The organism is Micromonospora sp. CNZ280 (assembly GCF_011759515.1).
This window is the reverse complement of the sequence record NZ_JAAOYP010000002.1, coordinates 594,080-618,497: the sequence shown is the minus strand read 5'-3', so window position 1 is coordinate 618,497 and position 24,418 is coordinate 594,080. Positions and strand designations below refer to the sequence as shown.

At 75.6% G+C, this 24,418-nt stretch carries 19 protein-coding genes and 1 pseudogene; 10 read left to right on the top strand and 10 right to left on the bottom strand.

Features of this window, described 5'->3' with window-relative positions:
• Window positions 1-190 precede the first annotated feature (190 nt).
• Window positions 191-1,201: an ornithine cyclodeaminase family protein gene (locus tag FHX32_RS17835; protein ID WP_486481162.1), complete on the top strand. Its 1,011-nt coding sequence runs from the start codon at window positions 191-193 to the stop codon at window positions 1,199-1,201.
• Window positions 1,202-1,310: 109 nt separating this feature from the next.
• Here FHX32_RS17835 and FHX32_RS17830 read toward each other — a convergent pair whose 3' ends face one another.
• Window positions 1,311-2,570 (bottom strand): glycoside hydrolase family 183 protein, encoded by a 1,260-nt coding sequence (locus FHX32_RS17830; RefSeq protein WP_486481161.1) that lies wholly within the window; start codon window positions 2,568-2,570, stop codon window positions 1,311-1,313.
• Here FHX32_RS17830 and FHX32_RS35180 point away from each other — a divergent pair.
• Window positions 2,551-2,910, top strand: coding sequence for a hypothetical protein (locus tag FHX32_RS35180; protein ID WP_486481160.1), 360 nt, complete (start codon window positions 2,551-2,553; stop codon window positions 2,908-2,910). The two genes, FHX32_RS17830 and FHX32_RS35180, sit on opposite strands and share 20 nt — an antisense overlap.
• An 81-nt stretch (window positions 2,911-2,991) precedes the next feature.
• On the opposite strand, the gene FHX32_RS17820 is transcribed toward FHX32_RS35180, so the two are convergent.
• The 3 genes and pseudogenes from FHX32_RS17820 to FHX32_RS35170 all read right to left on the bottom strand — a co-directional run.
• Window positions 2,992-4,473: an alpha-lytic protease prodomain-containing protein gene (locus FHX32_RS17820; RefSeq protein ID WP_167184142.1), complete on the bottom strand. Its 1,482-nt coding sequence runs from the start codon at window positions 4,471-4,473 to the stop codon at window positions 2,992-2,994.
• A 307-nt stretch (window positions 4,474-4,780) separates the two neighbouring features.
• A complete protein-coding gene (locus tag FHX32_RS35175; RefSeq protein ID WP_486481159.1) occupies window positions 4,781-5,833 on the bottom strand; it encodes an ABC transporter ATP-binding protein in 1,053 nt (350 codons plus the stop codon).
• A 145-nt stretch (window positions 5,834-5,978) separates the two neighbouring features.
• Window positions 5,979-6,425, bottom strand: a pseudogene (locus FHX32_RS35170) (ABC transporter transmembrane domain-containing protein); the annotation flags it as partial.
• 208 nt (window positions 6,426-6,633) lie between these two features.
• Between FHX32_RS35170 and FHX32_RS17810 the strand changes: the two are divergent.
• Window positions 6,634-7,206, top strand: a complete 573-nt coding sequence (locus tag FHX32_RS17810) for a TetR/AcrR family transcriptional regulator (RefSeq protein WP_167184139.1) — start codon at window positions 6,634-6,636, stop codon at window positions 7,204-7,206.
• Window positions 7,207-7,249: 43 nt separating this feature from the next.
• Here FHX32_RS17810 and FHX32_RS17805 read toward each other — a convergent pair whose 3' ends face one another.
• From FHX32_RS17805 to FHX32_RS17795, 3 genes are all read right to left on the bottom strand, one after another.
• A complete protein-coding gene (locus FHX32_RS17805) occupies window positions 7,250-8,719 on the bottom strand; it encodes a P-loop NTPase family protein (RefSeq protein WP_208418842.1) in 1,470 nt (489 codons plus the stop codon).
• Window positions 8,716-10,563: a dynamin family protein gene (locus tag FHX32_RS17800; RefSeq protein WP_167184136.1), complete on the bottom strand. Its 1,848-nt coding sequence runs from the start codon at window positions 10,561-10,563 to the stop codon at window positions 8,716-8,718. The genes FHX32_RS17805 and FHX32_RS17800 overlap by 4 nt, the downstream gene beginning before the upstream one ends.
• 103 nt (window positions 10,564-10,666) lie before the next feature.
• The gene (locus FHX32_RS17795) at window positions 10,667-11,575 is read right to left on the bottom strand and encodes an IniB N-terminal domain-containing protein (protein WP_167184133.1); all 909 of its coding nucleotides are present in this window, start codon (window positions 11,573-11,575) and stop codon (window positions 10,667-10,669) included.
• A gap of 300 nt (window positions 11,576-11,875) precedes the next feature.
• Between FHX32_RS17795 and FHX32_RS17790 the strand changes: the two genes are divergently transcribed.
• The 6 genes from FHX32_RS17790 to FHX32_RS17765 all read left to right on the top strand — a co-directional run bounded on the left by FHX32_RS17790 (window position 11,876) and on the right by FHX32_RS17765 (window position 19,529).
• Window positions 11,876-13,174, top strand: coding sequence for an Hsp70 family protein (locus FHX32_RS17790; protein ID WP_167184130.1), 1,299 nt, complete (start codon window positions 11,876-11,878; stop codon window positions 13,172-13,174).
• 2 nt (window positions 13,175-13,176) lie between these two features.
• Window positions 13,177-15,717, top strand: a complete 2,541-nt coding sequence (locus FHX32_RS17785) for a LuxR C-terminal-related transcriptional regulator (protein WP_208418841.1) — start codon at window positions 13,177-13,179, stop codon at window positions 15,715-15,717.
• A gap of 32 nt (window positions 15,718-15,749) precedes the next feature.
• Window positions 15,750-17,942 carry a nitrate- and nitrite sensing domain-containing protein gene (locus tag FHX32_RS17780; RefSeq protein ID WP_167184127.1) on the top strand — a complete coding sequence of 731 codons (2,193 nt, stop codon included), beginning with the start codon at window positions 15,750-15,752 and terminating at the stop codon, window positions 17,940-17,942.
• Window positions 17,939-18,388 (top strand): roadblock/LC7 domain-containing protein, encoded by a 450-nt coding sequence (locus FHX32_RS17775; protein WP_486481158.1) that lies wholly within the window; start codon window positions 17,939-17,941, stop codon window positions 18,386-18,388. The genes FHX32_RS17780 and FHX32_RS17775 overlap by 4 nt, the downstream gene beginning before the upstream one ends.
• On the top strand, window positions 18,366-18,743 hold the full coding sequence (locus FHX32_RS17770; protein ID WP_167184124.1) for a DUF742 domain-containing protein: 378 nt from the start codon (window positions 18,366-18,368) through the stop codon (window positions 18,741-18,743). Before FHX32_RS17775 ends, FHX32_RS17770 begins: the two co-directional genes overlap by 23 nt.
• Before the next feature lie 72 nt (window positions 18,744-18,815).
• The gene (locus FHX32_RS17765; protein WP_167184122.1) at window positions 18,816-19,529 is read left to right on the top strand and encodes a cellulose binding domain-containing protein; all 714 of its coding nucleotides are present in this window, start codon (window positions 18,816-18,818) and stop codon (window positions 19,527-19,529) included.
• Between the two features lie 133 nt (window positions 19,530-19,662).
• Here FHX32_RS17765 and FHX32_RS17760 read toward each other — a convergent pair whose 3' ends face one another.
• Genes FHX32_RS17760 through FHX32_RS17750 form a run of 3 tightly spaced genes read right to left on the bottom strand, consistent with a single transcriptional unit; the run spans window position 19,663 to window position 21,723 of the window.
• A complete protein-coding gene (locus tag FHX32_RS17760) occupies window positions 19,663-19,896 on the bottom strand; it encodes a hypothetical protein (RefSeq protein WP_167184119.1) in 234 nt (77 codons plus the stop codon).
• A gap of 19 nt (window positions 19,897-19,915) precedes the next feature.
• Complete coding sequence (locus FHX32_RS17755; protein WP_167184116.1) at window positions 19,916-20,758, bottom strand: ABC-2 transporter permease; 843 nt, start codon at window positions 20,756-20,758, stop codon at window positions 19,916-19,918.
• Window positions 20,755-21,723: an ABC transporter ATP-binding protein gene (locus FHX32_RS17750; protein WP_486481157.1), complete on the bottom strand. Its 969-nt coding sequence runs from the start codon at window positions 21,721-21,723 to the stop codon at window positions 20,755-20,757. The genes FHX32_RS17755 and FHX32_RS17750 overlap by 4 nt, the downstream gene beginning before the upstream one ends.
• Before the next feature lie 551 nt (window positions 21,724-22,274).
• Between FHX32_RS17750 and FHX32_RS17745 the strand changes: the two genes are divergently transcribed.
• Window positions 22,275-24,380: a TOMM precursor leader peptide-binding protein gene (locus FHX32_RS17745; protein WP_167184110.1), complete on the top strand. Its 2,106-nt coding sequence runs from the start codon at window positions 22,275-22,277 to the stop codon at window positions 24,378-24,380.
• Window positions 24,381-24,418: the final 38 nt, after the last annotated feature.

Below are 24,418 nucleotides of genomic sequence, written 5' to 3'. Positions count from 1 at the left end.
GCGCCTGCTCCTCTCACTTCTTGGCTACGACTTCATTCCACCGGTTCCGGCCGGGCGCGAGCAGTGCCGGCGGACCACAGTCGACGGGACCTTCGTCCCCCGACCGGGGGGACCTTCCGCCGGCCGGCCGCCCGTCGCGACCGGGGGTTAGCCTCGGGCTGTCCCGCCCGCCGCCACCCCGGAGCCGCCCGTGACCGAGTTCGCCGAGCCGACCATCGCCACCTTCGCCGGGATGCGCCTCATCGGCGCTGCCGACGTCGCGCGGACACCGATCCGGGCCGCTGTCGACGCCCTGGAGACCGCCCTCGTCGAGGGCCTGGATCCGGAGCGGCAGCCGCCCCGCGCACGGCTGGCCACCGCGACCGGCGAACTGTTGGTCATGCCGGCCACCCGGGACGGCTACACCGGCTGCAAGCTGCTCACCAGCACCCCGGACAACCCCGACCGGGGCCGGCCGCTGATCCAGGGGGCGTTCCTGCTCTTCGCCGGCCCGGAGCAACGCCCGGCGGCGCTCGTCGACGGGGCCGGGCTGACGAACCTGCGTACCCCGGCGATGTCCGCGCTCGCGGTGCGGCACCTGCTGCCGCCCACCGCCGCCGGACCGTTGCGGCTCACCGTGTTCGGGGCCGGCCCGCAGGCGCTCGGCCACGCCGAGGCGCTCCTCGCGCTGCACGACGTGGGCGAGGTGACCGTGGTGGCCCGGCCCGGTCCGCGGCGGGACCGGCTCGCCGCCCAGCTCGCCGGCGCGGGCGTCACCGTCGACGCCCGCGATCCGGGCTCGGCCACCGACGCGGTGCGCGGAGCGGACGTGATCTGCTGCTGCACCAGCGCGGCCACCCCGCTCTTCGACGGAGCGCTGGTCCGGTCCGACGCGGTGGTCGTCGCGGTCGGCTCGCACTCGCCGCGCGCCCGCGAGGTCGACGACACGCTCGTCGCCCGCTCGCACGTCGTCGTGGAGTCGCGGGCCAGCACCCTGCGCGAGGCCGGTGACGTGGTCATCCCGCTGGCCGCCGGGGTGATCCGGGAGGACGAGCTGATCCCGCTGCACCACCTGGTGACCGGGCGCGACCGGCTACCGGACGGCGGGCCCCGGCTGTTCAAGGGAACCGGCATGCCGTGGCAGGACCTGGTCGTCGGCGTCGAGGTCCACCGCACCCAACCGGCCCGGGACGCGGCGGCCGCGCCGGCCGAGCCCGACTGACGGCGATCCGCCGGCCGAGCCCGACTGACGGCGATCCGCTGGCCGAGCCCGACCGGCCGGCGGTGTCGCGCCGGGCCCAGGAGGCGGGCCCGGCGCGACAGGCGGCCCGTCAGCCGAGGACGAACCGGAAGAACCGGGGGCGGTAGATCCCCGGGTCGCGGTAGTGGTCCCCGTCCGGCGAGATCCGGGTGTCCATGCTGTTGACGTTGTACGACGCGAGGAACGTGTCACCGGAACTCAGCGACGCGTGCACGTGCGCGTTGTACGAGATGACGTTCGGGTTCCGGTAGCTGCCGTACGGGCCGGGCTCGGGCATCCGGTAGACCGGGGTCTTCTGGGTGAACGGGCCGAACGGCGAGCAGGACGTCCAGGCGTTGATCTGGCCGCTGAACGCCTCGGTGCTGTCCTGGCTGAGCAGCAGGAACTGGTTGCGCCACGGGGTGACGCTGTACTCGTTGGCGATGCCGGTGAGCAGGTTGCGGGAACTCTGCTCCCGGAAGGTCCAGCCCCACGGGGTGTGGTACTGCCAGGTGCCGTCGGCCAGGTCGTCGCCGTAGACGCGGGCGATGCGCATCTGCTTGTTGATCGGCGAGTCGTCGACCCCGTAGACGTAGGTGAAACCGTCCATGCTGCGGCTGGCCGGCAGCAGCGCCGAACCCCACGCCACCCCGCTGGCCGACGGCAGCTCCCGTACGCTGACCGGCTCGCGCAGATTGGACAGGGCGAAGTCCGCCACCACGTTGCGGTTGAACCGCCAGTCCCAAGCGCCGGAGCCGAACCGCTCGTACTCCTGGTAGACCACCTGGAGCTGGCCGTTCGAGAGGTGGCCGTCACCGACCCAGTACCACTTCCCCGGCCCGGAGGGCGGCATCAGCGGCTGCGGCGACCCGGCGGTGCCGCCGTGGTAGGTGGTCAGGCTGCCGCCGTTCTGCACCACGAACGTGTTGTTCACCAGGGGCGCGGTGATCGGGCGGGTGCCGTCGGCGTTCAGCGGTCCCATCCAGGTGTCGGAGAAAAGCCAGACGAGCCGGCCGTCCGGCAGCTTGACCGAGTACGTGGAGTCGCCGCCGGTCCAGCCGTCCGGCGTGCTGGCCGCGTACCGGTTGAAGGTGCCCTGCGGCTCGACGTTGATCTCCACGCTCTGCACCGAGAGCGGACGCAGCGTGCACGAGCGGGGCTTGAGCGGCAGCGTCGTCTCGACGTAGGTGCTGAACGTCTTCGGGCTGTCCGCCGCGTCGGCGGAGTGGATGTCCAGCTCGGTCCAGGTGGAGACCAGGGTCGCCACCATCGGGTGCTTGAAGTCCGGCACGGTGATGAGGCCACCCGCGTCCGGGTACCGCACCGTCTCGATGTTCGGGAACTGCGCCACCGTCCCGCCGCTGCCGACCGGCGACCAGATGACCACCGCGGAGCTGCGGTTCGCGTCCTCGGTGGTGTCGATCAGCAGCGTCGAGCAGTACCCGCAGCTCGAGTCGCCGGAGTTCTTCACCGCCCAGCACCGGGCCGGCGACCGGCACCGGGTCACCGACCGGCCGGTGCAGCGGATGGTGATCCTGGACCGGCGGATCGCCGTGGTGCCCGCGGCGGCCGGTGCCCAGGCCGGGGCGCTGGTGATCCGCAACCCGGGCGTCGCGGCCACCCTCGCCGACCTCTTCGAGCACACCTGGGCGGACGCGGTCGACCTCGAACCCGCCACGCGGCAGCCGTGACGGCGGGGGCGGAGTCGGCTCCGCACCCCGCCGTCAGCGGGTGACCGGTGCGACCGCCGGCGGTGGTCGCACCGGTCGGGATCACGGGTTGGTGATGCCCATGGAGTAGCTGCCCGAGCCGCTGTAGGCGTGTACCTCGAAGCGGTAGTAGCCCGCGGTGCCGGTGTAGCTCAGCGACTCGTCCGGGCCGGGCGAGTACGACCCGGCCACGTCCACCCAGCTGGAGCCGTTCCACTTCTGCAGGTAGAGGTCGAAGTCGACCCCGGTCGGCCCGTCCAGGCAGCCGCGGTGGGTGCCGGAGACCGACGAGTAGTAGTAGCTGCCGTTCGGCTGGTACCGGCTCTGGCCGGAGGAGATCGAACCGGTGTAGGTCGCCTCGTAGCCGCTGCAGCCGGTGGGCGGCGGCGGCTCACCACCACCGCTGGTGCGCAGCGTCAGCCCGTACGCGGAGAGGATCTCGTTGACCGGCTGGAAGTAGGTCGTCCCGCCGGAGGTGCAGTTGCCGGAGCCACCGGAGGTGACGCCCTGCGCCTGCTGGCCGGAGAGCCACGAGCCACCCGAGTCGCCGGGCTCCGCGCAGGCGTTGGTGCGGGTGAGGCCGCTGACCGAACCCTCGGCGTAGTTGACCGTCTGGTTCTTGGCCTGGATCGAGCCGCACCGCCAGCCGGTGGTGGAGCCGGAGCGGCAGATCGCCGCGCCGACCGCCGCCTCGGTGGAGCCGGCCACGGTGACGTTGCCGCCGGAGTAGTTGTTCACCCACGGCTGCGGCGTCCAGTTGGAGTTGGTCTGCACCCAGGCGTAGTCGTTGCCGGGGAAGGACGACCCGCGGAAGGTGCCCTGCGAGACCTGGTTGTAGCCCTGGGTGGCGGTGCCGACCGTGCCGCAGTGGCCGGCGGTGACGAACCCGCCGGTGACCGAGAAGCCGACCGAGCAGCGCCCGCCCATGTAGTAGGCGTCGCCGCCGCGCACGTCGTAGTAGGTGCGCGGCGCCTCGGTGGTGGCCACCACCCGGACCGCGGCGGCGTCGACCCGGCTCGCCCGCACGAACGCGGCGGCCGCGCGGGTGTCCCGGGCGAGCACCACCACGGTGTTGGTGGTGACGTCGACGTACCAGCCGGGGATCGCGGCGGCGGGCGCCTTCGCGGCGTGCCGGTCCAGCGTCGACTTGATCCGGTCGAGGTCCGCGCCGCTGCGGTCGACCAGCTTCGGCTGCGCGCCGGCGGCCCGGACCCGGTCCGCGGCGGCCCGGCTGGTGACCGCCACGACCAGCGAGTCGGCGGTCAGCCAGCCGCCGGCGTACGCGCCGCCGAGCGACCGGCGCAGCGAGGCGTCCGTACGGCTGCCTTTCTCGTCCCGGGCGATGCGGGTGCGGGCCTGCTCGGCGGTCAGGCCGAGGTCCCGCTGCAGCGCGGCGAACATCTCCGACGACGCCGCGGCGGGCGGCGCCACCGCGCTCGTGGCGGGGACGTCCGACGGTGCGGCGGCGGCCGGCGGCGCCGCGATCGTGAGGGCGCCGACGGGCAGCAGGATCGCTGCTGCCGCGGCGGCGAGGCTTCGTCTCATCCGTGGCCTCCTTGAGGGCGGCCGCGGCGCGGGTTCATGGGGGTTGCGCCGCGGACGGGAGCGGGTCCCGGTGCCGACCGCGGCCCGCCCACCGGCCTGGCGGGCGGCGCGGACGGCGCCGGACGACCCGCCGGCCCGGCCGTGCCGCAGCCGCTGGTCACCCTCGGCCCCGGCGCCGGCCCGATCGAACGGGTCAGCGTCAACCTACGCGGATACAATCGAGAAAGCTCTATATCATCTGACTCATATCACCAGCTGACGCCGCCGATTTCGCGTCGGGCGCCCGGCCGGAGCCGGGTGCCCGGGACTACCGCACCGCCATCGGCTCGGCGCGCTGCTCGGCCGCGATGCGCAGCGCCTCGACCAGCCGGCGGTAGAGGTCGTCCTCGGCCAACAGTTCGGCGTGGGTGCCCTGGGCCCGGATCCGGCCGTCCGCCAGCACGACGATCCGGTCGGCGTCGAGCACGGTGGAGAGCCGGTGGGCGATGGTGACCACCGCGCCCGCCGCGGCGCGCTGCCGGACGCACTCGTGCAGGGCCGCCTCGGTCAGCCCGTCGACCTGCGCTGTCGCCTCGTCGAGCAGCAGCACGTCGGGGGTGCGCAGCATGGCCCGGGCCAGCGCGATGCGTTGCCGCTGGCCGCCGGACACCTCGGTCGACGACAGCGAGGTGTCCAGACCGTCGGGGAGCGAGTCGACCTTCTCGTCCAGCCGTACCGCGCGCAGCACCTCGCGGATCTCGTCCTCGGTGGCGTCCGGGTGGGTGAATCGGAGGTTGTCCCGGATGGTGCCGGGCACGACCGGCGTCTCCTGCTCGACGTACGCCAGCCGGGCGCGGACCTCGTCGTGGCTGTAGCTGGCGTACGGGCGGCCGTCCAGCAGCAGCTGGCCGTGTTCGGGTTCGAGGAACCGCAGGATCAGCGAGAAGAGGGTGGTCTTGCCGGCGCCGGACGGCCCGACGATCGCGGTGTGCCCGTGGCGCGGGATCACCAGGTCGACGCCGTGTACCGCGGGCGGCGCGTCCGGACCGTACCGGGCGGTGACGTCCCGGAACTCCAGCACCGGCTGCTCCGGGTCGCGCGGCGCGGGCCGGCTGGCGGTGGTGGGCGAGGTCTCCGGCTCGGTGTCGATCGCCTCGATCTCGCGGATCCGTCCGGCCGCCGCCACACCGGCCTGCAGGGCGGTGGTGTTCTGGGTCAGCTCGGTGATCGGCCCCATCAGCTGGAACGCGTACAGCAGGAAGGCGATCAGGCTGGAGATCTCCAGCAGGTCGCGCTGCGCCCGCCAGGCGCCGATGCCGAGGATGGCGATGACCGCCAGTTGGATGCCGGTCCAGGCGATCGTCCAGACCGAGGCGGTCACCCGCGCCGACCGTACGCTGTGCGCCGCGGCCTGGCGCGCGTCGGCGACCACGCGCTCGCCCAGCCGGGCCTCGGCGCGGCTCGCCTTTGACCGTGCGGATCGCACGCAGCGCGCCCTCCAGCGCCCCGCCGAGCTGCCCCATCGACTCCTGCGCCGCGGCCTCCGCCGCCGCGATCCGGGGCATCAGCACGCCCATCACCGCCGCGACCACCAGTACGGCCACGATGGTGCAGCCCAGCAGGAACAGGTCCAGTACGCCCATCAGCACCAGCGTGCCCGCCAGGGCGATGCCGGCGTTGACCAGGCCGACGATGCTGCCGGACGCCTCGCGCAGCAGGTGCGTGTCGGAGGTGACCCGGGTGACCAGCTCGCCGGTGGGCCGGCGTTGCAGGTCGCCGACGCGGGCCCGGAGGTAGCGCCGGACGATCGCGGCCCGGGCGTCCAGCACGATGTGCTCGGCCAGCGTGCCCAGCAGTCGCCACTGGCAGAGCGTGATCGCCGCGCCGACCACGACGAGCGCCAGCAGGACGCCGATCGGCCGGGCCATCGACTGGCCGGCGCCGAGGGTGTCGAGGACCCACTTGGTGACCATCGGCGTGGCGAGCCCGGCCGCGTTCGCGGCGAGCCCCAGCGCCAGGCCGAGGAGCATCGTCCGCCGGTGCGGGGTGAGGAACGACGCGAGCGTGCGGAGGCGGGGGAGGACGGCTTCGGAGCTGGAAGGAGCCATGACCTGAATGGAACAATGCTGTTCCACTACCGTCAAGCTGTATTCCGAACTGGGGTGTTGTTATCCTCTCGGCGTGACCGACGTGCAGGTGTCCGGCAGCCGGGCGCGGACCCGCCAGGCGATCGTCGACGCGGCGATCGAAGTGCTGGGGCGCAATCCGGCCGCGTCGCTCGGCGACATCGCCACCGCCGCCGAGGTGGGGCGCACCACCCTGCACCGGTACTTCGCCGAGCGTTCCGACCTGCTGGCCGCGGTGGGCGCCGAGGCCGTCGCCCGGCTGGGCCGGGCCACGGCGCAGGCCCGGATCGGCGAGGGCACCGGCGCCGCGGCGCTGCGTCGGCTCTGCCAGGAGTACTTCGACCTGGGCAACCTGCTCTCGCTCATGTTCACCGAGCCCGCACTCTGCGCCGACCCGGCCGCCGGCCAGTCCGACGGGTGCGACCCCGAGTTCGCCGCGATGGTCGAGCGTGGCCACGCCGACGGCACCATCGACCCGGAGCTGCCGGCGGACTGGTTGCAGAGTCTGGTCTGGTCCCAGCTCTACGCCGGCTGGGCCTACCTCGCCGAGACCGGCGCCTCCCGACACGAGGTGCTCCGCCTGATCCTGCGTACCGTCGACGGCGCCGTCGCGGTCCGCCCGGCCTGACCCGGCGGCGGCCGGTCACCGCCCGGCCGGACCGAGCGGCCGGTCACCGCCCGCCCTCGGCCAGTTCGGCGAGCATTCCCTCGCAGCTGCGCACCACGACCTCCGCGCCCCGCCGCTGGGCCAGCCGCAGCGCCGGGTCCTCCGCGCGCTCCCGCCAACGCCACTGCGCGTCGGCGGCGACCTCCCACAGCCGCTGCACGCTCGCGTCGTGCTCGACGCCGAGCCGGGCGGCCAACCCGACCCCGTCACCACCGACCAGCCGCCGCGCCTCCTCCGCCAGCTCGGCGTCGAAGCCGATCCGGGTGTCGCGCAGCGCGGCGAGCAGGCGCAGCTCCTGGAACTCGTGCGCCCCGGCGAGGATCTGCTCGACCGCGCCGAGCAGTTCCGCGCCGCCCGGACCGGGCTCGGCCCGCAGCAACGCCTCCACGGCGGCCAGCGCCGAGCGCGCCTTGAGCGTGTCCCGCCGGTCGACGAAGAACCGGTGCACCGACTCGCGCAGCTCGGTCAGGCCGCTGCGCCGGATCAGCTCGGCGCAGAGCGCCACCCGGCTGTCGCAGCCCGTCCGCACCAGGGTGGTGGCCAGCCGGACCCCGAACAGGCCCAACCGCTCCAGCAGCGTGGCCCGCACCTCCGCGTCCAACGCCACCGGCAGCTCGCCGCGGCCGAAGCGGTCGGCGGAGAGCAGGTACACCTCCAGCTCCGGGCGGGGTACCCGGGCCAGCTGGGCCAGCGCGGCGTACTCCGACTCGCTGAGCACCCGGCCGGCCAGGCCGAGCAGCCCGCTGCACGCCACCACGTTCAGGCAGACCGCGTCGACCCGCGGGTCGCGGTGCTGCCGGCGGGCGACCTGCCGGGCGGTGAGCAGGGCGTCGATCCGTCCGCCCCCGATCTCGTCCGCCCGGGACAGCACCAGCACCACCGGCACCGGGGCGGCCTGCCCGACCGCGCTCTCCCGGACCGACTCCAGCACCCGCAGGTCGCTGCCCCGGCCGTCCCGCGTCAGGTACAGCAGGGCGTCCGCGTCGCGTAGTGCCCGGTCCAGCACCGGCGACCGGCCGTGCTCGTCCGGGCCGGCGACCGGCGGCGTGTCGATCAGCGTGATCTGCCGCAGCGCTCGGGTCGGCCACCGCACCACGATGTCGCGCAGCTCGCCGGCCCGCCAGCCGACCAGGTCCACTCGCATCCCGGTCGCCGACTTGGCCACCGCCAGCTGCTGCGGCGGGTGGCTGGTCGAGTAGGCGGTCGCCGCCGGCTGCGCCCCGTCCTCGTACCAGGTGAAGACGCCGCTGCCGTCGGTCCCCTCGACCGGCGCCACCTCCTCGCCCATCAGCGCGTTCAACACCGTCGACCGGCCGGAGCGCCACGGACCGGCGATCGCGATGCGCAGCGGCTGCTCCAGCCGGGCCAGTTGGTGGCGCAGGTGAGCGGTGGCCCGGGCGTCGTCCCGATAGTGCTCCAGGGCCCGGTGCAGCAACCCCCACACCGCCTCGTCCAGCCGCAGTCCGACCGTCATGCCCGGGGCTCCAGCGTCGCCGGCGCGGGCCGGGCGCCGGTCAGCTGCTGCGCCTGCTCGTAGAGCGCGGCCAGCCGGGTCATCTTCAGCCGGATCTCGCGCTGGCGCTGGTCGCGCGCCGCCGCGTCGGTGTCCGCGGCCTGCTTGGCGGTACGCAGCGACGCGACGATGGCCTCCTGCAACTCCTCGGTCAGCGCGGTGAAGTGGTCCCGCAGCATCCGCTGCACCTGCCGGGCGGCGTCCCGGCACTCCTTCGTCATCCGGACGAAGAAGTCGTCGACGTGCCGGTGGATCGCCGTCTTGACGGTCGCCTGGCGCCGGCGCAGCAACTGCCGGCTTTCGTCCCGGATGCTCTTGCCGCCGAACAGCGCGCCCGCGCCGATCGACACCGGGTTGATCATGGGCATCCCGGCCAGCGTCATCGCCAGGCCGAACATCAGCAGGCCGCCGTACGAGCCCTTCATGCCGGTGAACACCTTCTGGGCCGCGGTGAACCGGTCGATGCTCGGCCGCTCCATGCCCGGCAGCCGGTCGCCGAGGTCCTCGGGCACCGACATCGACCACGGCGGCAGCACGTCGTAGCCGTACCGGGCGAAGTTGCCGGCCACCCGCCGGGCGGCGTAGTCGCAGCGCTGCACCAGCCACTCGTGGTTGGCCTCGGCCGCCTCGACCAGGCTCTGCCGCAGCCACTCCTCGAAGGTGTCCCAGGCGACCAGCGGGTCGGCCGTGTCGAACGCGTCGTCGACCATCCGCAGGATCTCCCGGGTCCGGTCGCGCAGGTCGTACTCGATGTCGGAGAGCAGGTCGGCCATCTCGTCGGCGAGGGTGTTCTGCCATCGGGTGGAACACCGGCGCAGCTCGTCGGCCTCCCGCTGGGCGGCGTGCAGCCGGGACATCGGGCCAGTCTCCCGCTCGGCCTGCTGGCTGGCCAGTTCGGCGCGCAGTGGCGCGGCGAGCTGCTCCACCACCGTGCGGGCGACCAGGCTCACCGACGCCCGGGCCAGCGCGTCGGCCTTGCCGGCCAGATCCCGCCGCAGCCGCGCGATCAGCACCGGGAAGCCCGACTCGGCGTTGAGGCCGCGGTCGTCGGCGGCGGCCGCGCGCAGCCGCAGCGCCGCCGACACGCAGACCAGCGCCGCCGGCACGCCGGCCTCGGCGAGGTGCTTGCGGTTGCGCTCGGCCACCACCCGCCAGTCCGGCGCCAGGTCGGTCTTGGTCTGCACCACCAGCACGTTGGGGTGCGACCGGGTGAGGTGCAGCAGCACGTTCAGCTCGGCCACCGAGAGTTCCCGGGTCGAGTCGGAGACCAGCAGCACGGCGTCCGCACGGTTCAGCGCGGTGGCCGGCGCGGCGCCGCCGAGCGCGGCCACCTCGTCGGCACCCGGGGTGTCCACCAGCACCAGGCCCGCGCCGAGCAGGGCACGGGGGAGTCCGATCTCGACGTACGCCGGCCCGCCGCCGGCCCGCCGCAGGGTGCCGGCGACCCCGGCGGGGATCTGGTCCAGCGGCACCTCGGTCCGCTCCACCGTCCCGGTGCCCCCACCGGGCCGGCCCGGAGTGGACGGCGGCCCCTGGACCACCGCGGCGGCGGCGACCGCGGCGTGCCGCACCACGGTCGGCAGCACGGTGGTCCGGCCGTCGCCCACCGGGCAGACCGGGGCGTTGACGATCGCGTTCACCAGCTGGCTCTTACCCTGGTTCGGCTCGCCGAGGACCAGCACCCGCAGCGTCGGATCCAGCAGGTGGGCGCGCTTCTCCCGGACCGTCTGGAGCAGGTCACCGCGCCCGTGCTCCCGGCAGGTACGGGCGATCTCGTCGAGCACGTCCAGCCAGATCCCCGCCATCACCGCACCAAGTGTGCGGATTTCAGGGCAATTATCAAGAGGGGTCCGGGAAAAGGCCGGACCGCCCGGGGCGGTCCGGCCTTTCAACTGCACCGGGTCGCGGTCAGAGCAGGCCGTCGGTGACGCCCAGCAGGCCGCCGCCGGCCGACGCCGAAGCGTCGCCGTGGACCCCGGCGTCGCCGGTCACTCCGCCGGTCACGCCACCGGTCACGCCGCCCACCGTGCCGGTGACCCCACCCAGCAGGCCGTCGACCTGGCCGGTCACGCCGTCCACCGTGGACGGCACGTCGATCGGCGGGACCACGCCGCCCTGGCCGGTGCCGATGCCGAGGCCGTCGAGGGTGTCGTCGACGCCGAGGCCGTCGACGAGGCCGCCGACCTGGCTCTGGGTGGTGCCGAGGGTGCCGCCGAGCAGGCCGTCGTCGCCGAGGACGCCGGTGCCGAGCAGGCCGGTGTCGCTGCCGTCGAGGGCGGTGGTGGGGTTGCCGAGGGTGGTGGTGAGGTCGCCGACGGCGGGGTCGGTGATGGTGTCGGCGGCGCCGATGACGTCGGCGTCGAGGGTGTGGGCGAGGTCGTGGGCGCCGGTGAGGTCGGTGCTGAGGCCGCCGGGGCCGATGCCGAGGCCGATGCCGGGTAGGACGGTGGCGCCGACGCCGACGGCGGTGGGGTCGACGGCGATGGCGCCGAGGACGCCGGCTTTGACGTCGAGGCCGTTGTCGCTGGTGGTGAGGGTGAGTTGGTGGGTGACGTTCTGGAGTTGGCCGACGACGTCGGTGGTGTCGGCGAGCAGGGGGTCGACGCCGAGTTGCCCGGCGGTGGGGCCGACGGGGGCGAGGCCGTGCACGGGGGCGTAGTCGACCACCAGGGGGACGACGTCCTGCACGTCGGCGGCGGTGATGTCGTTCAGGCCGGCGGCCCGCAACGCGCCCTCCGGGTCGAGGTCGAACGCCGACCGCGCGTCCGGGTCGGTGAGCAGGTTGAGGACGAAGTCGTGCAGGGTCTGGTGCGGCATGGTGCCAGTTCTCCTCGGTTGGCGTCGGTGACCGTCGATCGTCGACAGCGACCGTACGGTCGGGGGCCGGCACCGGGCATCGGGGAACGTCCCGAAACCCACCCCGCCGGATTAGGGTGTCCGCCCCCTCATCCGTTAGGGGGACTGGGGGACTCGGGCCGGCCAGAGTTAGGGTCCCGATCCGGGAGCGATCTCTGGTACGAACGTAGGAGCACGGGGGGTTCCGCCGGGGGTGGTCGCCGCCCGGTGCCGACACCGTCGCCGCCGGCCGGGCCGACTCGCGGTGAGGAAAGAAAGCGGATGCCGTACGTCCTGGGGATAGACATCGGAAGCACCACCACCGTGGCCAGTGTGGCCCGGCGCCGGGGGGCGACCTGGAGCCGGCCCGAGGCGGTCACGCTGGATGACGGGTCGGTGACCGTACCGTCGGTGCTGCGGTTGTCGGCGGACGGCATGTTCCTGGTCGGCGAGCCCGCCGACCCCGAGCCCGGCCGGACCGCCCGCGGCTTCGTCCGCCGGCTCGGCGACGACGTGCCCCTGCTGCTCGCCGGCGAGCCGTGCTCGCCGCAGACGCTGACCGCCGCGCTGGCGACCTGGGTGGTGCAGCGCGTCCACGACCGGGAGGGCGAGCCGGCCGAGGCGGTCGTGCTCAGCCACCCCGCCGGCTGGGGTCGGCACCGGCGCGACCTGCTGCGCGCCGCCCTGCGGGAGTTCGGGCTGACCGGGGTGACCCTGCTGCCCCGCACGGTCACCGTGGCCGAGAGCCACGCCGCCCGCGGCTTCCCGGGCGGTACGGCGGCCGTGTACGCGCTCGGCGGCGCCACCTTCGAGGCGGCCCTGGTCCGGCGCACCCCGCGCGGCACGTACGAGACGTTCGGCCTCCCGCAGGGGCTCGACCGGCTGGGCGGCGCCGACTTCGACGAGGCGCTGGCCGACCACGTGCGTACCGCGCTGGCCCGGGAACTCGGCGCCGCCGGCCGGCGGACGGCGCACACCGTGCTGCGGGGCCTGCTGCCGGAGTGTGAACGGGTCAAGCGCGAGCTGACCGTGGACGCCGAGACCGACGTGCTGCTGACCCTGCCGACCGGCCCGGCCCGGGTGCCGATCAGCCGGACCGCGTTCGAGGAGCTGATCCGGCCGGCCGTGCAGGCCACCGTCGACCTGCTGGTCCGGACCGTCCACTCCGCCGGGTTGCGGCCGGCGCAGCTCGACGGCGTGCTGCTCGCCGGCGGGTCCACCCGGATCCCGCTGGTCGCCGAACTGCTCGCCGCGGCCTGCCCGGTGCCGGTCGAGGTGGAGCCGCACCCCCAGCTGACCGCCGCCACCGGCGCGGCGCTGGCCGCCTGCCAGGTGGTCGCGCCACGCCCGCCGCGGCGGGCACCGGAGCCCGCCGGCGCCGCCGGGCCGGGCGGCACCGGAGCCCAGGCCCCGGTCAGCGGGGCCGGCCGGGCCGGCGTGCCGGCCCAGCGACCACCGGACCTGGACCGGCCGTTGCCCGGCCAGCCCCCACCCCGGCCGCCGGTCCGGATCACCCCACTGGAACTGCCGAAGGCGTCCCGCCGCCTGGCGCTCGCGCGCGGACGGGAACGCGAAGGATGACCATGATCATGAGTAGTGTCGCCGGGTCCCGGCTGGTGCTGGACCCGGGGCCGCGGGCCCTGCTCGACACCGTCGGGCGGGACCCGGCCGCGCCGCTCACGCTCGGCGTGACCGGGCCGGGCGGGCACGGCCGCAGCGCGTACCTGCGGGAGCTGGCCCGGATCTACCGGCAGGCCGGGACGACCGTGCTGGACGGCGCTCCGGCGGCCACCGAGACGGTCGACCCGGAGGCGGTGCTGCTGGTCGACGACGCGCACCTGCTCGACGACGCCCGGCTGCGCGCGCTGCACGCCCTGGTGGTCGCCCGCCGGCACCGGCTGGCCGTCGGCTACCGGCCGTGGCCCCGGCCGGCGGCGCTGGTCGAGCTGGCCGACGCGCTGCGCCGGGACGGGCAACTGGTCCTGCTCACCCCGTTCGCCCGCGAGCAGACCGCGGCCTACCTCGCCGCCGCCGACCTCGGCCGCCGCACCGACCTGGTCGACTTCGTGCACGGCCAGACCGGCGGTGTGCCACGAGACGTCGAGCGGTTGGTCCGTGGGCTGCGCGGGCAGGGCGGCGCGGTGCCCGCCGAGCCGTCCCGGCAGGTGGTACTGGAGTTCGCCCCGGACCTGGAGGAGCTGACACCGGACGTACGCCGGCTGCTGCTCGCCGTCGCCGCCGGCGTGCCGCTGCCGGTCGACCTGCTCGGCCCGCTGCTCGGGCGGACGCCGGAGGAGGTGGACGGCCTGGTCGCGGCGACCCGGGCGGCCGGCCTGCTCGGTGCGGACGGCCGGCTCGCGCCGATCGTGCGTCGGGCGGTGGCCGCGCTGAGCCCGGCCACCGACCGCACAGCGGTGTGGCGCCGGCTCACCGAGGTGCAGCTCGCCCGCGGCGGGCCGGTGCTCCCGCTGGTCCGCTCGCTGCGCGCGGCCGGCGTGGCCGCCGACTGTCCGGCCCCCACGCTGGCGGCCGCGGCCGAGGAGGCGCTGGCCGGTGAGCCGGCGCTGGCCGCTGAGCTGTTCGCCGCCGCCGCTGCCGCCGGCCAGCCGGTGGCCGTCCGGCAGGCGGTCGCCGCCGCCCTCGCCGGCGACCTGGACGTCGCCCTGCGGCTGGCCGACCGGCTGCTCGCCACCGCCGCGCCGGCCGACCGCGCCGCGGCGGCGGCGGTCGCCGCGACGGCGCTGGCGCACCGCGGCCAGCTCGGCCGCAGCGTGGAGCTGTACCGCTGGTCCGGGGGTGCCTCGGCGGCGGCGTTCGCGGCCGTCGGCGCGCTCGCCGCCGGCCAGCCGGCCGACCGCCCGGGCGTCGCCGGGGCGACTCCCGACGGTCCGCCCACCCTGGACGCCAGCGCGGCCCGGTTGATGGCCGACGGGATCTCCGCCAGCGTCGACGGCCCACCGACCGCCGCGCTCTCCACCCTGGTCCAGGCGGCCGCGCTGCTCGAACCGGCCGGCCGGGCGGTGCTGCTGCCGGACAGCCCGGCCGCGCTCGCCGCGCTGACCGCCCTGCACTGCGGCGAGCTGGAGATCGGCGAACGGGTGCTCGACCGCGCCGTCGCCAGTGGCACCGGCGGGCCGTTGCTGGCCCGGCGGCACCGGCTGCTGCAGGCCTGGATCGCGATGGTCCGGGGCCGTACGGCGCTCGCCGCCGACCGGCTCGCGTCGGTGGCCGGCGGCGGGCCGCTGGAGTCGCGGGACCTGCTCTTCGCCACCGCGCTCGAACTCGGCATCGCCCGCCGGAACAGCGACCTCGGTGCCCTCCAGCGGGGTTGGGGGCACGCGCTGGAGGCCCTGGTCCGCCACCCGGTCGACCTGTTCACCCTGCTGCCCCTCGGCGAGCTGGCGATCGCCGGCGCGCGCCTGGGCGACCTGGGGCGCCTGGAGCCGTACCTGCGCGAGGCCCGGCTGCTGCTGACCCGGCTCGGCGATCCCCCACTGTGGAACGCTCCGCTGCACTGGAGCGGCCTGCACGCGGCGATCCTCACCGAGGAGCCGGCGGCGGCCGACAACCACGTGGCCGCCTTGCTCGCCGCCGCCGATCACAGCCGGTACGCCGCCGTGGTCGCCGCCGCGGCGGCGAGCTGGGTGGAGGTGCTGCGCGGCGTCGTCGACCCGGTCCGGGTGGAGGCGGCCGCCCGCGGGCTGCACGACGCCGGGCTGTGCTGGGACGGCGCACGGCTCGCCGGGCAGGCCGCGATCCGCACCTCGGACCGGCGGGCGATGACCGCGCTGCTGGACTGCGCCCGGACGCTGCAGGGGCGGCCGGCCGGCGCCAAGGGCGCACCGCGGGCCGAGGACGCCGAAGCCATTGCCAGCCCAGCGCCGCACCGGCTCAGCGACCGGGAGCGCGAGGTGGCCGAGCTGGTGGTGGCCGGGCTGACCTACCGCGAGATCGGGGACCGGCTGTTCATCTCCGCCAAGACGGTCGAGCACCACGTGGCCCGGATGCGCTCCCGGCTCAACTGCGCCAACCGGGCCGAACTGCTCGCGCTGCTGCGGACGCTGCTGGCCGACCGCTCGGGTGACGCGTCCGGCCGGCCGTGGCCGGAGAGGCCGGCGCCGTGAGCCGCGCCGACACCGGGGGCCGCGCTGACGTCGTGCGTGCCGACGGCGTGGGCCGGGGCGGCGCGTCGGCCCGGCCCGGCGACCCCCGGATCCGCCGGCAGCTCGCCGCGCTCGCCGTCGTGCTCCTCGCCCTCTGGTCGTACGCCGCCTTCCTGACCGGCCGGGACGCCGCCGACCTGCTCCGGGTGCGGGCGCTCGCGGAGACCGTCGGGCAGCCCACCGACCGGTTGATCCTCGACCTGCAGGTCGAGCGCCGGCTCAGCGCGGCGGCGATCGCCGGGGACGACCGGGCGCGCGCCGCGCTGGCCGGCGCGCGGGCGGACACCGACCGCTCGGTCGGCGCCCTGCGGGCGGCCACCGATGGTGTCGACCTCCGGCTGGCCACCGCCGGAGCGGTTCGGGACCGGGTCGACGACCTGGTCGGCCGGCTGGCCGGGCTGGCCGGGCTGCGTGCCGAGGCGGACGTCGGCCGGGCCGCCGCGGTGGTTGGCTACCACGGGCTGATCGACGCCGCCTTCGCCAGCTACGGCCCGGAGTGGGGGGCACGGGAGAGCATCCTGGCCGCCGAGACCCGCGCGGTGATCGGGCTGGCCCGGGCCCGTGAGCTGCTCGCCCGGGAGGACACCCTGGTCAGCGCCGCGCTCACCAACGGCTGGCTCACCACGGACGACCGGCTCCGGCTGACCGAACTGGTCAGCACCCACCGCTACGTCCGCGCCGAGGCGACCGCCGGGCTCCCGGCCGCCGACCGGGACAGGCACCGTGCCCTGGTGGAAGGGCCGGGCTTCACCGCGCTGCTCTCGTTGGAGGATCGGCTGCTGCGTGCCGGCGAGGACGGACCGGTGCCGACCGGCGAGCAGTGGCGCGCGGCGGTCGACCCGGCCCTGGCCGGACTGCACCAGCTGGTGACGTCCGCCGCCCGGGGCAGCGTCGAGCGGGCCACCCCCGGTGCGGCGCTGCTCGTCACCCGGACCGGCGTGGTGCTGGGCCTCGGCCTGGTCGCGGTGCTCGTCCTGCTGGTCGGCTGGGTCGGCACCGTCCGCCGGCTGACCGCCTCCGCCGGCTACCCCGGGCCGATCCAACCGGGGGTGCCCGGCGGGGAGCCGGACCGCCGCAACGGCGACCTGACCGGGCCCGACCCGTCGACCGCCGGGTTTGCCGGCCACCTGGTCGGTCCCGCCGCGACGTCACCATCCACTTCGGATGCCGCCGGCCGGCGCCCGCCCGAGCTGGCGGTTCGCCGCGGCGCGGCGGCGGTCGCCGATGCGCCCGGGCCGGCGGCGGGCGCGGGGGAGCCGGCCCTGCGCGAGCTGTTCGTCCGGCTGACCCGGCGCAACCAGGTCCTGCTGCGTGACCAGCTCACCCTGCTGGACGCGCTGGAGCGCCGCGAGCGTTCGGCCGCCGAGGCCGCCGAGCTGTTCCGGCTCGACCACCTGGCCACCCGGATCCGGCGCAACGTGGAGAAGGTGGTCACGCTCGCCGGCGGCACGCCCGCCCGGCGCTGGCGTCGGCCGGTGCCGCTGCTGGACGTGGCGCGCGGCGCGGTCGCCGAGGTGGTGGACTACCAGCGCGTCCTCGTCGCGGCGAACTGGCCGTGGACGCTCGCCGGGCCGGCGGTCACCGACCTGGTCCACCTGCTGGCCGAACTGATCGAGAACGCCCTGGTCTGCTCGCCGGCGAGCAGCACGGTGCGGGTCACCGCCGAGGCCGCGGCACCGGGCTGCGCCATCCTGGTCACCGACGACGGGCCGGGGCTGGACCCCGCCGCGCTGGCCGAGTTGAACCGCCTGCTCGCCGCCCCGCCGGACGGCCCCCCGGCCGGCCGCGCGGGGTTGTACGCTGCCGCCCTGCTCGCCATCCGCCACGGTGTCCGGGTGTCCTTACGGCCCGGCCCGCGGGGCGGCACGACGGCGGTCGTGTGGCTGCCGGCCGGCCTGGTCGCACCGACCGGCCCGGACGGCGTCCCGACCACGGCGGCCGCCGTCCCGACAACGGCGGCCGGCGTCCCGGTCGGTGTCGGTGGCGCGCCGGGCGGCGCCGGTGGGGTGTCGAGCGGCGGTCCGGCCGGTGGGCCCGAGCGGCCGCCGGCCCGCTCCGGCGGGCCGGGCGACAGCGGCGGCCTGCCGGTACGAGACCGCAGACCCGGGTCGGTGCGGCCCGGGCCGGGCACCATCGGCTCCGACACGGTCGAGATGCCGGTTCCCCGAGCACCGAGAGGACGATGATGACGCAGTCGCTGGTCAGCGCCGACAGCCTGACCGCCGCCCTGAACGACCTGGTCGACCGGGTGCCCGGGGCCGAGTTCGCGGTGGTGCTGTCCCCGGACGGGCTGCTGCTCGGCGCCTCCCGGGACGTCGACGACGAGCTGGCCGCCCAGCTGTCCAGCATGATCGCCGGGCTGGAGGCGCTGGGCATGGCGGCCACCCGGGTCTGCGTCGGTGGCGCGCTGCGTCAGGTCGTGGTGCAGATGTCCCGGGCGTTCCTGTTCGTGGCCACCATCCGCAACGGGGCGATCCTCACCGTCCGGATCGGCGGGGACGCCGAGGTCGGCGACATGGCGTACGAGGTGGCGCTCTTCGTGGGGCAGGCCGAACGACACCTGCCGGTGTACCTGGAACCGGCCTCGATGGCGACGAACGGGGGCTCGGGTGCGGGCGACCGGCGAGGCTGACGAGGCGTGGTACGACGACGACGCCGGCCCGATCGTCCGGCCGTACGCGATGACGCGCGGCCGCAGCGCGCCCGACCAGGGCCGGTTCGACCTGATCACCCTGGTGGTGACCCGGCCCGCCGGGCCCGCTGCCCAGCTCTTCCCGGAGCAGGCGCGGATCGTCGAGCTGTGCCGGCGTCCACTGTCGGTGGCCGAGGTCGGCGCGGAGCTGGATCTGCCGGTGGGCACGGTCCGGGTGCTGCTCGCGGACCTGGCGGACGCCGGGCTGATCGAGACCCACGAGCCGCCGATGCTGTCCGCGCTGCCGACCGAGGCGCTGCTCAAGGAGCTGCTCGCCGGGCTTCGCGCACTGTGACCGGGCCGGGCGGCCCGCCGCCCGCCGGGCGCGGCGGCAGGCCGGGCGGACGATCTGTAGGGGAGAAACGCAATGCCGGCAGCACCGCCGCAGCCACGGCGGACCGTGGCGATCATCGTGCTCGACCGGATCATGGCCGCCGCCGCGTCGGTGCGGCACGCTGCCACCGGCCGGGCTGACGGGGCGACCGTGGCCCGGCTGGCGCTGGTCGCCGCGGTGGCGGTGCTGGTCGTGACGGCGGTCGCCGTCGTCGTGGTGGTGCGGACCCCGGAGCGGCTGGCGCCGGTGGCCCTGGACCCGCCGCCGGCCGTCGCGGTGCCGACCGGCCTTCCGGCGGGCGGTGCCGGGGTGCAGGCCGAGCCGCCCAGCTCCCGCCCGACGTCGGCGCGCCCGAGCGGGGCGGCCTCCGCGTCCGCCCCGGCGACGAGCGCGTCCGCCGCGACGCCGCCGGCCGCCGGCGCGGCGCTCGGCGCCGAGTTCGCCATCGAGGAGCGCGCCCTGCTCAGTTACGGCGCGGCGGTGACCATCCGCAACCCCGGGCCGGGCCGGGTGACCGGCTGGACCCTGGTGGTCACGCTGCCCCGGGAGTCCCTGGAGGTCACCTCGGTCAGCGGTGCCCGGGCCAGCCAGGACGGCGCGACGTGGAGCTTCGTGCCGGACGGCGCCGGTGGGGCGGTGCCCGCCGACGGCTCGGTGCGGGTGACCTTCCGGGTGACCGGTTCCCCGGTCAGCGCCGGCCCGACCGCCTGCACCATCGACGGCACGCCCTGCGCCGGCCTGGACTGAGCCGCCGGACGCCGCCCCGTGCGCCCCGTGCGCGTTCCGGGTGCCGCGCGGTGTCGTGCCGGGCGTACGAATCGGCGCTCCCGGCGCCCGGCGGCGCTGCGCCCGGTCACCGGGAGCGCCGGCGCGGCGGCCCTCAGCGCTCCGGGTGGCGGCGGACGAAGTCCTGGTACGTCTCGTTGGCCAGCTCGATCTCGCGCACCTCCGCGGCCAGCTCGGCTCGGCGGATCTCCGCCACCGCCCGGGCGCGGGCCAGCCGCAGTTCGTGCCGCCGGTCGCGCCGGCGGGACCAGCCGCGGGCGGCGGCCCAGGCGATCCAGCCGCCGGTGGCCGCCAGCCCGGTCAACCCGAAGGCGAGCAGGAAGTCCATGGTGCCTCCTTCCAGCCGGTCAGCCGACGTCCCGGCGAACCGCCAGCCAGCTGCCGAGCCCGAACGTCAGCAGGACGTATCCGGCCAGTACGGTGGCCGGCAGCACCGCGCTGGAGGCGTCGAGCACGCCGGGTGTACCGCCGTCGAACTGGGACCGGGCCCCCAGCGCGCCGGCCAGCGCGCCGGAGCTCGGCGCCAGCAACAGCTTCTGGAGCACCGTCAGCGGGTCGAGGACGAGGGCGAGCCCGCTGACCGCGTTCTCCAGCACCAGCGTCCACACCAGACCGACCGCGATGGCGGTGGCGGTGCTGCGGAAGGCGATTGCGAGGAACCAGCCGACCCCGGCGTGCGCTGTGCAGATCAGCCAGGCGGCGGCCACCGCCCCGGCGACGTCCCCGGCCGGTGGCCAGTCGAGTCCTCGCCCCTCGACCGCGGCCAGTACCCCGGTGACCAGCGCCAGCGCCGTGAAGGTGGCGACCACGACCAGCAGGGCCAGCCCGCACAGGACGACGGCGTGCCCGGCCATCACCTGGGCCCGCCGCGGTCGCTGCGTGAAGATCAGGTTCAGCGTGCCCCAGCGGTACTCGTTGCCGACCACCAGCGCGCCGAGAATCACCACGATCGCCCCGCCGAAGAGCGGGAACAACCCGATCCCGGTGGTGACCAGTTCGCCGGGCAGGACGGCGGCGAGCAGCGACTCGGCGGCCTCCGCCTGTTTCGGGTCGCCGGCCAACGCCAGGTGCACCAGGTAGGGGATGCCGACGCCGAAGACGAGCGCCAGGATGGTCCAGGTCGCGGTGACCGTCCACACCGCCGGCCGCTTCCGGTCGGCGAACCAGGCCGCGCGGATCGAACCGATCATCGGGTGCCTCCCGTCACGGTCGTCGACTCGTGGCGCTCGCCCCGCTCCGGGCCCGCCGACCCGGCGTGCTCCGGGGGCGCCGGCTCGGCGCGGTCGCGGCCCGCCGACCGGTCACCGTGCGCGGCGGTCAGCTCCAGGAACGCCTCCTCCAGCGAGTGGCGCAGCGGGCGCAGTTCCCGTACGTCGACGCCGGCCTCGACCAGGCGTCGGTTGAGCTCCGCGGCCAGCGCCGGGTCGGTGGTGACCCGGAGCCGCCCGTCGACCATCTCGACCGCCCGGACCCGGTCGTGCTCGCGCAGCCGGGCGACCGCCTCGTCCACCGGGTCGGCGTCGATCAGCAGCACGGCCCGGCCCAGCGCCTCGCGCAGGTCGTCCGGGCTGCCGTCGGCGACCAGCCGGCCGTGGTCGATGACGGCGATCCGGTGGCAGATCTGCTCCACCTCGCCGAGGACGTGGCTGGACAGCAGCACGGTGCGGCCCTGTTGCCCGAGCGAGCGGAGCAGTTCCCGGATCTCGGAGACGCCGGCCGGGTCGAGGCCGTTGGTCGGCTCGTCCAGGATCAGCAGGTCCGGATCCTTGAGCAGCGCGGCGGCCACCCCGAGCCGCTGCTTCATGCCCAGCGAGTAGGTCCGGAACGTCGACCCCGCCCGCCCGGCCAGACCGACCTCGGCGAGCACCCGCTCGGCGGCGCTGTCGGGCACCCCGGCGTAGCGGGCGGCCAGCCGCAGGTTGTCCAGCCCGGACAGGTGCGGGTAGAACGCCGGCGACTCGATGAGGGCGCCGACCCGGGCCAGTTGCCCCGGCGCGCCGGGAGGCAGGCCCAGCACCCGGATCCGCCCGCTGGTGGGCCGGACCAGCCCGACCAGCATGCGCATGGTGGTCGTCTTGCCCGCGCCGTTCGGCCCCAGGAAGCCGAGCACCTCGCCGGCGGGCACCCGCAGGTCGAGGCCGTCGACCGCGGTCACCCCGCCGGGATAACGCTTGGTGACCCCGGCCAATTCAATGGCAAATCGGTCATTCTTCAACGCGGCGCCGCAATCGTACGCCCTCGCGCGAGGGTTCCGACGGCCCAATTTGGCGCAATGTTCATCCGGCAGTCCTTAAAATTCCTGACCGCGACACAGGGTTATTTGCGTGCGGTCAACTAACTGCTCGTTAAGGCAACGGCCCAGGTCGCGACGGGGTCGGAGCCTGGGCCGTGTCATCGTGCCGCCGTCGGTCGTGGCCCCTGTCGTGGAACGATGTAAAGCCCTCTGACCTGCGGTTAGGCTGATGACGCCCACAGCGTAGCGGAGGTCGATCGCCGTCGGAAGGCCCCTCGGTGTGTGTCGACCATCGATTTTGTCTTAGCCGCAGCTCAGCCCGTATGAATTCATCACCGCCACTGGTTCAGGCGAAACATTCTGTTGACGAATGAATTGATCTTGGGCAGCATGAAGGCACTTTGGAGTTGACCGTAGTCGTTGGCATGGGGGCCCAGATGAGCCAGTCGCCGGACGGTGGAGTGACCCTTGAAATGCGTCCCAAGCTCCGGCACGACGTGGTGTTCCTGGACGCCCCGGCGGGCGCCTACCTGCGCGGCCCGGACACCGCCTTCCTGATCAAGGGACGGTCCGCCTTCCGATGGCTCAGCTCGCTGAGCCCCTACCTCACCGGCGAGCACACGCTCGCGCAGCTCACCGCCACCCTGGAACCCGGCCAGCGGCAGACCGTGCTGACCCTGGTCCGGGCGCTGGTGGCCCGCGGCTTCGCCAAGGACGCCGGCGACCGTACCGAGCTGCCGGAGCCGGTGGCCCGCCGCTTCGCCGCCCAGATCGAGTTCGTCGACCACTTCGCCAACGACGCGGCCGGCCGGTTCCGGCGCTTCCACGCCGCCCGGGTGGCGCTCGGCGGCGGGGGAGCGCCGCTGCTGGCCGCGGCGTCCGGCCTGCTCCGCAACGGCTGCCTCCGGCTGGACCTGCATCCTGACGACGACCCGGCGCGCTACCTCGAGGCCCTGCGGCCCGACCTGGACGAGTTGCGCGCCGACGGGCTGCCCGTCGAGGTCACCGCCGGCACGGGGCCGCTGGCCGCCACCGGAGCCGACGTGGTGCTCTACTGCGCCGGCCCGGACGGGCTGGCCGGTCTGGCCGAGCTGGCCCGCGCCGGCCACCGGGACGGCCCGCTGCTGGTGCCGGTGGTCTGGGACGCCGACCGGGCGGTGGTCGGGCCGACCGTGGCGGCCGGGCAGACGCCCTGCTGGTGCTGCGCCCAGCTGCGGCTCACGGCCACCGCCGAACCGGCGGCGGCCGCCGACTTCTGGCGCCGGATCGCGGTCGGCGCCGGCGAGCCGGCCTTCCTGCCCGAGGTGACCGGGCGGATGCTGGGCAACGCCGCCGCCTTCGAACTCTTCCGCGCGCTGACCGGCGCGGTGCCGCCGGACACGGCCGCGGGTGTGCTGCTGCTCGACCCGACCACCCTGGAGTCGAGCCGCGAGCGGGTGCTGCCGCACCCCGCCTGCCCGGTCTGCCGGGACGTCGAGGTGACCGCACCGGCGGCGCCGCCCGCCTCCGACGACGAGACCTACCAGCGGGCCGAGGCGCTGGTGTCCCCGTACGCCGGTGTGTTCACCCGGTTCGTGGACGACCCGCTGGAGCAGGCCCCGCTGAAGACGGCCCGGCTGCGGCTGCCGGGCCGGCGCGGGCCGCGCGAGGTGACCGCGTTCGACGTGCACACCGTGATGAACGCCCGGCTGGCCGCCTACCGGGTGGCGGTCCGGGAGCACGCCGCCCGCTACCCGGATCCGGCCGCCCTGCGGACGGCGTCGGCCGTCGAGCTGCGCGAGCAGGGCGAGCAGCCGGTGCCGTGGCCGGAGCTGGATCCCGCCACCGGCGCGCCCCCGGAGGACCCGGCACGGCGGACGCGCTGGCTCCGCGCGGTCGTGCTCGGGCGACCGGAGACCGTCTGGGTGCCGGCCGCGCTGGCGCTGCCCACCTCCGCGCTGAACGCCGAGGGCTGGGCCGAGCCGACCGTGGCCGGCGCGGCCGCCGCCACCGTCGACGGCGTGATCGACCAGGGGCTGGCCGACGCGCTCGCGTACCGCGCGCTGACGGCCGCCCTGCGCGGCCGGGGCGACCTGCGGTCGCTGGCCGAGGAGGAGCTGGTCGACGACGACGACACCGCCTTCGTGGTCAAGGCGGCGCACCGGTTCGGCCGGCGGCTGTCGGTCTTCGTCCTCGGTGCCGCCGCCCCCGCGCACGCGGTGCTCGCCGTCACCGAGTCCCCCGACGGCGGCGACCGCGGCTGGGCGCTGGCCGCCGGCTTCGACCCGGTGTCCGCCCGGCTGGCGGCCGTGCGGGACGCGGTCGGCCGGGTCCAGGTGCGGCACTTCGAGGGTACGGACGCCGACCTCGGCGACCCGCTGCTGCGCGACTTCGACCCGGCGGCGGTCACCGGCCACGCCACCACCACCGGCGCCGCCGTGCCGGCCGCCGCCACCGACCGGGCCGCCGTGCTGGCCGCGCTGGCCGAGCGCGGGACCGACGCCCTGCTGGTCGAGACCACCCCCCGCGACGTCCGGGCCAGCGGCGCCTTCCGTAGCGGGGTGGTCCTGCTGCGCCACCACGGCCGAGTGGCCGACTGAACCACCACACCAGTGGTCCCGGCGAGGCACGCACCCTG

Bases quoted from the DNA above. Each gene is read 5' to 3' on its own strand.
- FHX32_RS17785 (WP_208418841.1), top strand. From the start codon at position 13,177: ATGATCATGAGTAGTGTCGCCGGGTCCCGGCTGGTGCTGGACCCGGGG.
- FHX32_RS17800 (WP_167184136.1), bottom strand. From the start codon at position 10,563: ATGGCGGGGATCTGGCTGGACGTGCTCGACGAGATCGCCCGTACCTGC.
- FHX32_RS17795 (WP_167184133.1), bottom strand. From the start codon at position 11,575: ATGCCGCACCAGACCCTGCACGACTTCGTCCTCAACCTGCTCACCGAC.
- FHX32_RS17805 (WP_208418842.1), bottom strand. From the start codon at position 8,719: ATGACGGTCGGACTGCGGCTGGACGAGGCGGTGTGGGGGTTGCTGCAC.
- FHX32_RS35180 (WP_486481160.1), top strand. From the start codon at position 2,551: ATGTTCGGGAACTGCGCCACCGTCCCGCCGCTGCCGACCGGCGACCAG.
- FHX32_RS17755 (WP_167184116.1), bottom strand. From the start codon at position 20,758: ATGATCGGTTCGATCCGCGCGGCCTGGTTCGCCGACCGGAAGCGGCCG.
- FHX32_RS17745 (WP_167184110.1), top strand. From the start codon at position 22,275: ATGCGTCCCAAGCTCCGGCACGACGTGGTGTTCCTGGACGCCCCGGCG.
- FHX32_RS17790 (WP_167184130.1), top strand. From the start codon at position 11,876: ATGCCGTACGTCCTGGGGATAGACATCGGAAGCACCACCACCGTGGCC.
- FHX32_RS17765 (WP_167184122.1), top strand. From the start codon at position 18,816: ATGCCGGCAGCACCGCCGCAGCCACGGCGGACCGTGGCGATCATCGTG.
- FHX32_RS17820 (WP_167184142.1), bottom strand. From the start codon at position 4,473: ATGAGACGAAGCCTCGCCGCCGCGGCAGCAGCGATCCTGCTGCCCGTC.
- FHX32_RS17775 (WP_486481158.1), top strand. From the start codon at position 17,939: ATGATGACGCAGTCGCTGGTCAGCGCCGACAGCCTGACCGCCGCCCTG.
- FHX32_RS17760 (WP_167184119.1), bottom strand. From the start codon at position 19,896: ATGGACTTCCTGCTCGCCTTCGGGTTGACCGGGCTGGCGGCCACCGGC.